The organism is Hahella sp. CCB-MM4, from assembly GCF_002260525.1.
GTDB lineage: Bacteria > Pseudomonadota > Gammaproteobacteria > Pseudomonadales > Oleiphilaceae > Hahella.
In genome coordinates this window covers 119,595-127,126 of the sequence record NZ_MRYI01000021.1, presented here as the reverse complement: position 1 = coordinate 127,126, position 7,532 = coordinate 119,595, and the positions used below count along the sequence as shown (strand labels likewise).

Annotated in this window: 5 protein-coding genes; 4 read left to right on the top strand and 1 reads right to left on the bottom strand. The window is 49.9% G+C overall.

Annotated elements, in window-relative coordinates; all coding sequences use genetic code 11:
- The first annotated feature begins 326 nt into the window (after positions 1-326).
- Together BTA51_RS25870 and trmH are read left to right on the top strand one after the other, a co-directional pair.
- Complete coding sequence (locus BTA51_RS25870) at positions 327-650, top strand: DUF1820 family protein (RefSeq protein WP_094711980.1); 324 nt, start codon at positions 327-329, stop codon at positions 648-650.
- 42 nt (positions 651-692) lie between these two features.
- Positions 693-1,391 (top strand): tRNA (guanosine(18)-2'-O)-methyltransferase TrmH, encoded by a 699-nt coding sequence (trmH, locus tag BTA51_RS25865; protein ID WP_094711979.1) that lies wholly within the window; start codon positions 693-695, stop codon positions 1,389-1,391.
- Here trmH and BTA51_RS25860 read toward each other — a convergent pair.
- Positions 1,383-2,696: a MinD/ParA family protein gene (locus tag BTA51_RS25860; protein ID WP_094711978.1), complete on the bottom strand. Its 1,314-nt coding sequence runs from the start codon at positions 2,694-2,696 to the stop codon at positions 1,383-1,385. The genes trmH and BTA51_RS25860 overlap by 9 nt on opposite strands.
- Before the next feature lie 404 nt (positions 2,697-3,100).
- Between BTA51_RS25860 and BTA51_RS25855 the strand changes: the two genes are divergently transcribed.
- Entirely contained in the window at positions 3,101-5,275 is a 2,175-nt protein-coding gene (locus BTA51_RS25855; RefSeq protein WP_094711977.1) for an HDOD domain-containing protein, read from the top strand.
- A 34-nt stretch (positions 5,276-5,309) separates the two neighbouring features.
- Positions 5,310-7,514, top strand: coding sequence for an EAL domain-containing protein (locus BTA51_RS25850; protein ID WP_094711976.1), 2,205 nt, complete (start codon positions 5,310-5,312; stop codon positions 7,512-7,514).
- The last annotated feature ends 18 nt before the right edge of the window (positions 7,515-7,532 follow it).

Sequence of the window (7,532 nt, the reverse complement as noted above, 5' to 3'; positions counted from 1 at the left end):
CCGACGGGTTTTACGCTTCTTATTCTGGTATTCGGCTTCGGAGAAGGTCATCTGTTCCATGGAAAGTATTCCTGATGAGTTAGCTTGGCCGTATTATGACTGATTTGGGGAGTTATTCAGAGTCTCCCTAGGTATATTTTTTGGGGATTGTGCTATTATCGCGCACCTCTTTGTAGCGCGTGCCGATACTGTCCCATACAAGACGTTGTCTATACAGCTTTTGTAGTTGTAGCTCATGGCGATGCCATCTATACATAGCTACAGTAGCTATACGCTGCTACATTCAGAATTCGAAACGTGTCTCACTTGCTAGATGTTGGATATTCATGACACAAAGAATGATTTATCGCGTTATATATATAAACGAAGATGAAATATACGAGTTATATGCCAGTAAGGTGTATAACAGTGATTTATATGGTTTTATCGAGGTGGAAACCTGGCTTTTCGGTGAGCGTTCGCAACTTTTGGTCGATCCTGGTGAGGAGAAGCTGAAGAATGAATTTGCCGGTGTTAAGCGTTCCTATATCCCAATGACCTCCATTATTCGAATAGATGAGGTGGAACAGCAGGGAACTGCAAAGGTCAGCAATGCCAAAGGTGGAACCGTCGCGAGCTTTCCCAGGCCGCCTGTGAAATCAGATAAATAACAGTCGGACAAATAGCCGTCATTTAATTCTTCTTTTCAATTCATGATTAATCAATCCCGATTCCACAAATTCAGGCAGGTGCTGGATCAGCGCCAGCCTGATCTGCGTGTGATTGCCGAGAAGGTTCACAAGCCGCATAACATTGCCGCGGTGATGCGCAGCGCAGATGCTGTTGGGGTTGCCCACCTACACATGGTATGGCCCTGGGAGCATGATCGATTTCCCAAGGGAACTTCCAAGGGCAGTGAACGTTATGTGGAGCTTCATAGGCACTCGAATACCGCTGAAGCTGCCCAGTTACTGAAGTCCCAAGGCTACAGGATTTATGCGGCCCATTTCTCTGAGCGTGCTATTGATTATCGAAAGATCGATTATGTCAGTCCTTGCGCATTGCTGGTCGGGGCGGAAAAGCACGGTGTCAGTCAGGAAGCGGCAGAATTGGCAGATGAGCATGTGATCATTCCGATGCGAGGAATGGTGGCTTCTTTCAATGTCTCCGTGGCGGCTGCCATTATTCTGGAAGAGGCTCACAGGCAACGGGATAATGCAGGATACTACGAGCAGCAAAGGCTGAGTGATGAAGAATATCACCACTTTCTCTTTCGCTGGACTCACCCGGTATATGCCGCCAAGTGTGACGCTATAGGCGAGGCCTATCCTGTCATGGATGATGCCGGGGCTGTCATTGCTCCCCCTGAGTGGTGGGAAAAGATGCGTAAAATTGCGGCTGGATCAGTCTGAGTTTCGAGCCAATGAAGCGTATCTGATCGATTCCAGAAGATTGTTCAGTGTCTGCTGGGAGGAAGATGCGCGGATTTTCCTGATCAAATGCTCCTGGTCACCAAACCCCTTCTCATCATACTGATGCTTTTCTGCAGACAATAGCGCTGGATCCTCCTGCTTTCCGGCCAACTGCTCGGATCTCAGGATAAGCCGAAGCTTCTGTTCGTCTTTCAGGTCATCCGGCTGTAGCTTGTGCAGGATTGCCAGGGCGAGTTCCGCAGAATCGCCGCCAAGGGGCTTTTTGTAATCCCGAAGACAGATCGTCATCAGTTCCAAGATTTGTTCCGGTGTGGTATCCGGATGCTGTGATAACTCAGATACTCCTGTGCGTGCATGCTGCCAGCGGGATTCTGCCGTATCTGCATGGGCTGGCTGTTGAGGAGTGGCTGTCTGTTTCTGTTTGCCAATGCTGTGCCGGATCAGGCGTTGCCAATAAGCTGCGAAGGAGTGCCTGGATAAATCCCTCTGGTCAAAAATCTCAACCAGGCGCTGTGCCAGCCGGAAGAAGGTTCGGCAGGAAGGATCTGAAGACGGGAGCAGGGTGACGGGTTGCTGATTGGATACCGCATTGCGCATCGCCGGATCCATCCATACTGACCCCATGAACTCTGTGGGCAGGCCGAGGTATTTGTCCACGGCGGCTTCAAACCGTCGATAGATGCGAGCCGCAGAACGGGCATCCTGTGCCATGTTCAGGATAACCTGTACTCCTCGTTTATAACCCCGGCGTTTAAGCGCCTTCAATAGGGAAAAGGCATCTGTCAGGGAAGTGGGTTCTGGCGTGATGACCACAGTTGCCAGTTGGGCTGCGCCGATAAAATGCATTACGTTGGGGGAAATGCCGGCGGCCGTGTCAATGATGATGTATTCAAATTGGGGTTCCATAGACTGTAAAGCGGAAACCAGCAACCGTTGCTGATGCTGGTCCCAATCCACGCAATGGACGAACCCTGAGGCGCCCGGAACAATTTTTACCCCCTTGGGGCCTGAAATCATGATGTCGTCAAGGCTCTTTTCACCAGTCAGGACATGTTCCAGAGTAAAGTGGGGGGATACCCCCAGCATAATATTGACGTTGGCGAGACTCATGTCTGCATCAAACAGGCAGACTCTTGATGATGTGCGGGCAAGGGCGATTGCCAGATTAACGGAAACGCTGGTTTTTCCCACGCCACCTTTGCCGCTGGTGACGGCGATGACTCGCGGTCGTTTGTCCGTTTTGCCCGGGATTTCCGAAATCACGTTCTGAACGTCTCTACTCAAAAAAGTTGCTCCGAAAGTTGTCGTTAGGCTGCAGGCTCCATTGCAATTGTTATCAGTCTAAAGTGTTGAGGTTACCAGCCTGTATCCGCGTTATGTAGAACGTTCCGGCTATGTCGGCAGATGGCAGAGGATAGCGCGAATTGTCCGATTTTTAGCCGGTTAAACATCAACAATTGTAAAATGCAGACAAAACGCAATGAAAACACGCGTTTGTTGCGGTGGGGCCTTTGCATGGATAGTCAGACGTAGTAATCTTCAGATACCCTGAACTCTACAAAAATTCAATCATCAATTTGGGCTATAAAAAGTGTGCTGCTTAGCAATTCCGGACGATGTTGATCATCTGATTTGGTAGCTGATAAATCAAAAGGCCTAGTCCACAGGGTATATTGCGGACTTATTATATGACAAGTCGTTACGACCTTCTGTTTGAAGAGCTAAAAGTCAATAAGCTGCCGACGCTTCCACATGTGCTGACTGAGATTCTTGATGCCTGCCTGAACCCTTCTTTTAATTTCAGGCAGATATCCGAAATTATCAGCCGGGATTCTGTCATGGCGGCGAAGGTTATAGCGGTTGCCAATTCCCCTTCCTACTTGCGGGAGAATCATGCGACGTCCGTTGACCGGGCGCTTTTGGTGATAGGCACTGAGCGGATCAAAACCATTGCGATAACGGTTTCCATTCAACAGTTCTTTTCCGAATTCAATACCAGTCAAACCCAGTATTTAAAATCCTTCTGGAACAATTCTCTGACGACAGCTCTATTTGCCAAGGCTATTGCGACGTTAACCAGCTACCCGCAGCCGGAACATGCCTACTTGATCGGCTTGTTGCATAACATTGGCGAGCTGGTGTTGAAAAATAATTTTCCCGCGGAGTTTGCGGAACTGCAGGATAGCGGTAGAGATATCAGCAGATGGCTGCAATATGAGAGCGAAACGTTTGGAATGAACCAGGCCGAGGTGGGTGCCTGGTTGTTAGGTAAGTGGGGGCAGGGCGATTTCGCGACCGCAGCGATCAAGTATCATCGAGCGCCGGTCTCCCTGGTCCTGGATGCTCATCACTTGGTCAAGATTATACATCTGGCGAGCCATTTAAGCAGGGATGAGACGTCAGGTACAGGCAACAGTGCACTGGATTCCGCTGAAAAACTGTTTGGATTGACGCCGGCCCTGGTAGAGGAAATTCAGCAGCGTATCAGGGAAGAGGTTCTCTCTGTTGCCCAGTCACTGCAAATAGAATTGGCTGGCGATACCGATGCAGAGGTTGGGCAGGAGAGTGACGAACGCCAAAGAATTCTACTGGCCAAGCATATTCGCGCACTTAGTCTGGTGAGATCTGCCCAGCAGCATCTGGAAGAGGCAATGTCCCTGCAACAGGTGCATCGCGCGATTGAAGAGGTCGGCTACCTGCTTTTCGGCTTTCCGGCTGTACGTATTCTGCTTACCGACGAATCTGAAGGTGCACTACTTTTCTGGAATCAAAATCAGCTGTCTGACCAGGTAGAGGATGCTTTGACTGCAGGTGAAGAAAGTCCGCCTGTTGAATTGAAGGTTCCACTGAAACCTGACCGAAGTCTGTTGGCAGCAGCGGTGTTGCAAGACAGGATTCTGACATCCTCTGATTGGCAGGGTTCGGTGGAAGAGCTACCGGTAGTTGATCAACACTTCCTGAGTATGCTGCAAACCAGTGATATGGTGTGTGTCCCCATGCACTCCAAAGACAAAGCGGTAGGGGTGATGGTGCTGGGTTCGGTCAAGTCTCCTGAGCTTTCGGATTCTCTCCGGCGAATTCTGCAGCTATTTGCCAACGCTGCGGGTAACCGTTGTAAGGATGTTCTGCAGGCCGCCGAAAAAATCGCCGCTGAATACTCTCATGAGGACCTGCAAATGCGTCTTCGTGAAATAGCCCATGAAGCCAATAACCCGTTGGCAATCGTGCGCAATTATCTGGAAATACTATCTGCTAAATTGACTGACCAGGGAATTGAACAGCAGGAACTGGTCATTATTCGCGAAGAGATAGATCGCGCCGGCCAAATCCTGATGCGATTGCGGGATCTCAGAGATCCGGAGGAGGTTGCTACCGGTAGCCTGGATGTTAATCGTGAAATCAGAGATCTGGTGAAGCTGTTCTCTTCATCCAGTTTTGTCAGTCATGGTATTGCCTGCGAATTAGAGCTCGATGAGAAGTTACAGCCTCAAATCGGACAGCGCCGCTATCTTCGGCAGGTGTTGGTGAACCTGATCAAAAATGCGGTTGAAGCCATGCCGGATGGCGGGGATCTGCTCATCCGTACGGATCATCAGGTTAACGTCAATGGTCGAAATTTTATTGAAATAGTGATTAAAGATACTGGTTCCGGCATTCCGGAGGGGATCCTGTCCAATCTGTTTGAACCTGGAAAAACCACTAAAGGCGAAGGTCATTCTGGTCTTGGGCTCAGCATATCAAGAAATCTGGTTAATGATATGAAGGGCAGTATCAGTTGTCGTAGCAGTCGGCTTGGCACTGAATTTGAACTCCTTCTTCCCGCGAAGCCGGCTGGCGACGGGAAGGAGTCCTCGAATCAGTGACAGTTGTCGTGTTCAGCATAGAGAATCCTGAGTAATGTTAAAGGAAGCTACACCCATAGACTCACGTAGGCAGACCAAAATACTTGTCGTGGATGATGAACAGCGCATGCTGGATAGTCTTCAGATGCTGCTTGAGCGGATGGGATATAGAGTGGACACTGCTTCCGGCGGGAGAAAGGCCTGCCAGATGCTGGTTGAACAAAGGTATGACCTGGCATTGCTGGATCTGCGCATGGATGACCTTAACGGGCATCAGGTCATGCGGTTCATGGCTGATCGGGACATCGGCACCTCCATCGTTGTGGTGAGTGGTGAAACCTCGTTCTCGGCGGTGAGCACAGCGTTACGAAGAGGCGCTGAAGACTACATTAAAAAGCCGTTTGCGCCGGAAGAGTTGCAGGCGACCATTCAGCGAGTGCTGCAGAAGCGTCAGCTGGAGCGCGAACATGCCACGATGCATGAGCGTTTACAAAAATCGAGTGTTTTGCACCGCTATATTGTCAACAGCTCTCCAGATATCGTATTTATGCTCGACCGGGAAGGGCGCTTCACTTTTGTTAATAATAAGGCTGAGGCTCTGCTGGGATATAAGCGAAAGGATTTGGTCGGAAAACACTTTCGTATGGTTTTGGACCCCAGCGAATTAGCTCGGTTGAAAGAAAGTACGAAGGATTTCGACAAAGGCAATTGCACGATCCGCAACATTGAAATCAATATCCGCCCTCGGGGAGACAAGCACGCTACCCGCCATTTTGAGTTGACGGTATTCCCTATCACCCGGGATACGTTTGCAGCGAAGGCGGGTCAAGCCCCGAGCCCAGAGGCTGACAATCTGCCCGGTAAATCAGACGATCCACAATATTTTATAGGTATCTATGGATCAGCCAGGGATATAACAGAACGAAAAGAAGCCGAAGACTTTATTAATTTTCAGGCGTATCACGATTTGCTGACGCGACTCCCTAACCGTGCCTTGTTCAAAGACCGTCTGAATATGGCGATAGCACATTGTCGGCGGCGTCAGCATCGACTGGCAGTGCTGTTCCTCGATCTCGACCGCTTCAAGGTGGTGAATGATACATTGGGCCATGCCATGGGAGATCGGTTGTTGCAATCGGTCGCTCTGAGGCTGCAAAAGTGTTTGCGGGAAGGAGACACGCTTTCCAGGTTTGGTGGTGATGAATTCGTATTATTGCTGCCAGAGATCAGTGGGCGGGAGGATGCCCGTCAGGTTGCCCGCAAGGTGATCAATGTGTTGAAGGAGCCCTTCATGCTGGGTGAGCATGAGGCTTTTGTCGGCGTCAGCGTGGGAATCGCGGTATATCCCGAAGCTGGAACCAACATGGAGCAGTTGATCCAGAATGCCGATATTGCCATGTACCATGTGAAGGGGCGGGGGAAAGAGGGTTACCAGTTCTTTTCTGATTCTATGGTGGTGAACGCCGCTAATCGTCTTGAGATTGAGCGGGACATGCGAAAGGCTCTGGAAAATGGAGAGTTTCGGGTTTACTACCAGCCCCAGATCAGCTCGGCCAATGGAGAGATTATTGGGGTTGAGGCGCTTGTTCGCTGGCATCACCCCACACGCGGTATTTTATATCCCGGGCAGTTTATACCTCTGGCCGAAGAGACCAAACTGATCGTGGATATCAGTGAATGGGTGTTGCGGAATGCCTGTATCGAGGTCAAGAAGTGGCTGGATGAAGGCTACGGAAGTATACGTCTGGCAGTGAACTTCGCCATGGCTCAGATTGAGCACCCACAATTCGTTCCAATGCTGAAAGGGATGCTGGATGAGCTTCAATTTCCCCCGGAGAATCTGGAGATTGAGCTGACCGAAAATATGATCATGTCTGACCTGGAGTCCCTGGTTGGTAAGCTTCGCGAGATCGCAGGCTATGGGGTGACCATTGCCATTGATGATTTCGGTACCGGTTATTCCTCTCTGAGCTGCCTGAACCGCTTGCCTATCAATACGCTGAAAGTTGATAAAACCTTTGTGCAGGACATCCAGGACAACGATGAAGCCTGTATTGTAAACGCGATTATTGCCATGGCTCATGGTTTGAAACTGAACATTGTTGCTGAAGGTGTGGAGACTGCCTGTCAGCTGGAATATCTTAAGAAACTCGGGTGTCAGGAGATCCAGGGATTTTACTTTTCAGAAGCCAGGCCTGCAGAAGAGGCCGTGCGAATGATTAGTGAGAGGATTTGTAAGCAAGTGGATATGACCTCATGACATTTGGCAGAAGCCGGT

Excerpts from the sequence above, each read along its gene's own strand:
- BTA51_RS25870 (WP_094711980.1), top strand. The coding sequence starts at position 327 with ATGACACAAAGAATGATTTATCGCGTTATATATATAAACGAAGATGAA.
- trmH (WP_094711979.1), top strand. The coding sequence starts at position 693 with ATGATTAATCAATCCCGATTCCACAAATTCAGGCAGGTGCTGGATCAG.
- BTA51_RS25855 (WP_094711977.1), top strand. The coding sequence starts at position 3,101 with ATGACAAGTCGTTACGACCTTCTGTTTGAAGAGCTAAAAGTCAATAAG.
- BTA51_RS25850 (WP_094711976.1), top strand. The coding sequence starts at position 5,310 with ATGTTAAAGGAAGCTACACCCATAGACTCACGTAGGCAGACCAAAATA.